Source organism: Mesorhizobium sp. P5_C1 (assembly GCF_054049815.1).
Map to the genome: position 1 here is coordinate 1 of NZ_JBFULQ010000627.1, position 2,920 is coordinate 2,920.

General features: G+C 61.7%; 3 protein-coding genes. All 3 read left to right on the forward strand.

Features of this window, described 5'->3' with window-relative positions; translation table 11 throughout:
• On the forward strand, positions 1-486 hold a 486-nt coding region (locus ACXJ7R_RS29030; RefSeq protein WP_457154834.1), incomplete at its 5' end, for an SMP-30/gluconolactonase/LRE family protein.
• 62 nt (positions 487-548) lie between these two features.
• Entirely contained in the window at positions 549-2,006 is a 1,458-nt protein-coding gene (locus ACXJ7R_RS29035) for an FAD-binding oxidoreductase (protein ID WP_457154835.1), read from the forward strand.
• 20 nt (positions 2,007-2,026) lie between these two features.
• A partial coding sequence (locus tag ACXJ7R_RS29040) for an acetolactate synthase large subunit (RefSeq protein WP_457154836.1) occupies positions 2,027-2,920 on the forward strand: 894 nt, incomplete at its 3' end.

Sequence of the window (2,920 nt, forward strand, 5' to 3'; positions counted from 1 at the left end):
CTTCATCGCATCACGCTCGATGGACGCAGCAGGAAAGTCCTCGATGGGGTTTACGTCTCGAACGGACTGGCCTGGAGCCCGGATGGACGGACCATGTATCACGCTGACTCGCGTGGGCCTTTCATCCAGGCGTTCGATTTTGATGCAGCGACCGGAAACATCTCGAATGGCCGCATCATCGCCCTTCTCGACGAGAGCAAGGGCCTGCCGGACGGCGCGGCCGTTGATCAGGACGGCACGTACTGGAGCGCTGGTGTTTCTTCGGGGCGGCTCAACAGAATAGCGCCGGACGGCTTAATGCTCGAACCGGTGGCTGTCCCGCTCGATGCACCCACCATGCCCTGCTTTGGGGGCAGCGATCTGCGAACCCTCTTTGTGACATCCCTCTCCCCGATTGCCTCCGGCACGACCAGCAGCGGCTCGCTGATAAGCTTCAGGGTGGCCGTGCCTGGAACACCTGTCGGGCAGTTCGGCTCCCCCCGTTGAGGCGCATCGACTTTCGCCGGCGCACCGATGCGCTCCAACCCTAGCGAAGCAATGGAACGAGAATGTCAGCCATCCAGATCGACCGCCATGTTGCAGACCTACGCGCCATCCTTGGCGACAATGGCGTGCTGACCGCCACCGACATGGCCGCTTATGAAGGCGGCGCCCGCTTCGATCAGGGAAAGTCAGCCTTCGTTGTTCGCCCGGCGACGACGCAAGAGGCTGCTGCCGCAATCTCCTATTGTGTGCGAGAGAGGGTCCATATCGTACCGCAGGCGGGAAACACCGGGGTGGTCGCGGCATCGACACCCGATGCCAGCGGCCGGCAGGCGGTTCTGAGCGTCGACCGGATGACCAGACAATTCGAACTCGACCTCGACAACCGATCCGTTCGTGCCGATGCAGGAATGCGGCTTTCAGAACTCAATGCGCGATTGGAACCACACGGACTGTTTTTCCCCATCGATCTCGGTGCCGATCCGCGGCTGGGCGGCATGCTAGCGACCAATACCGGAGGCGCACGCTTCCTGAGATYCGGCGATGTCCGAAAGAATACCCTTGGCATGACAGTCGTCCTGGCGGACGAACACGGAACTGTCCTCGACCTGAATTGCGACCTGCGCAAGAACAACACCGGTGTCGACTGGAAGCAATTGTTCATCGGCACGTCAGGTGCCTTCGGCCTGATCACGGAATGCGTTCTCAATCTGGAGAGGGTTCCCCGCCAGACGGCGGCAGCACTTTTGGTGCCAAAGGATCCGGCCAAGGTCATGCCGCTGCTCAATGCCATGGAAGCAAGGCTTGGCGCTTGCCTGACCGCCTTCGAAGGCATGTCGGGGAATGCGATCGCGGCGACTTTGGCCCATATCCCGTCCCTTAGGAACCCGTTCCAGGGCGGCGTGATACCCCATTATGTCATTCTGGCCGAGATCACGCGCAGTTGGGACCCACGTAAGGGCGAGCAGCCTCTCTCCGAGACACTGGAAAGCGTGCTCGCTGAGATCTGGGAAAGCGAGGATTGTCCGCTGGAAGATGCGATCATCGGGCCACCGCATGAGATCTGGTCACTGCGGCATGCGATTTCCGAAGGGGTCAAGCATCTGGGCAAGCTTGTCGCTTTTGATCTTTCGTTCCGCCGTGGCCAACTGATGGCGTTCTGCGAACGAATGGCGATCGACATCCCGCAGAAATTCCCAGACGTTTCCATCTGCGATTTCGGCCATATCGGCGATGGCGGTGTGCATTTCAATCTGGTTGCGTCGAAGGACGGCACCAGTGCCGCCGACAGCACATTCGAAAGACGCGTCCGCGACTGGGTGGTCGATATCGTCGTCAATGACTTCGGCGGCAGCTTCAGCGCCGAGCACGCAATCGGCCGCAAGAACCAAGCCTACTACGATGCCTACACACCCCAGAAACTCAAGGATCTCGCTTCCGCCCTCAAAGCCGTCACGTCTCCCTCCGGGATCGGCGTAGCGCGCTACCACGGAGCCCAACCAGCCTCTGAAGCCGCATCTTGAGAGATGGAACGGAAAAAGTCATGAACGGTGCCGAGAGCCTGGTYAGAACCTTGCTGGCGTGCGGGGTGAACACATGCTTCGCCAATCCGGGAACCAGCGAAATGCACTTCGTCGCGGCGCTGGACCGGATTGTCGGCATGCGCTGTGTGCTTGGCCTGTTCGAAGGCGTTGTGACGGGTGCTGCGGACGGCTATGCACGAATGACCGGCAAGCCAGCAGCAACCTTGCTGCATTGCGGCCCGGGCCTGGCAAACGGTCTCGCTAACCTTCACAACGCACGCCGCGCGAACACGCCAATCGTCAACCTGGTGGGCGATCAGGCGACCTATCACCGCCCGCTCGACGCACCGCTGACGGCCGATACCGAAGGCTGGTCGCGTCCGGTTTCGCGATGGGTCAGGACATCAGCGAGTTCGCGCACGGTAGGAGAAGATGCCGCGGCCGCCGTCGAAGCCTCGCTGCAGAGTCCGGGCGGCATAGCTACCCTCATATTGCCGTCGGATGTCTGCTGGAGTACCGGCGGCATTGTGGGGTCGTCCCGTCCCGTATCCAGCGCTCCGCAGGTGAGCCCCGACGCCGTGGTGACAGCGACGCGCCTGCTGCGGTCCGGCCGGCAGACGGCGATCATTCTTGGCGGCATGGCGCTTCGGGCGCCGCAGCTTGAACTCGCAAGCAGGATCGCCGCCGCAACCGGTGCGAGACTTTATGCGCCGGTTTCGAATGCCCGCATCGAACGCGGCGAAGGGCGATATCCGGTCACGCGACTGCCCTACTCCATAGACCAGGCCGTGAAGGTGCTATCGGACGTTTCAAACGTCATCCTGGTGGGCGCAACGCGTCCGGTGGCGTTCTTCGCCTACCCAGACAAACCTGCTTCGGCCGAGCCAAGGGATGCCGTCATACATGTCCTTGCC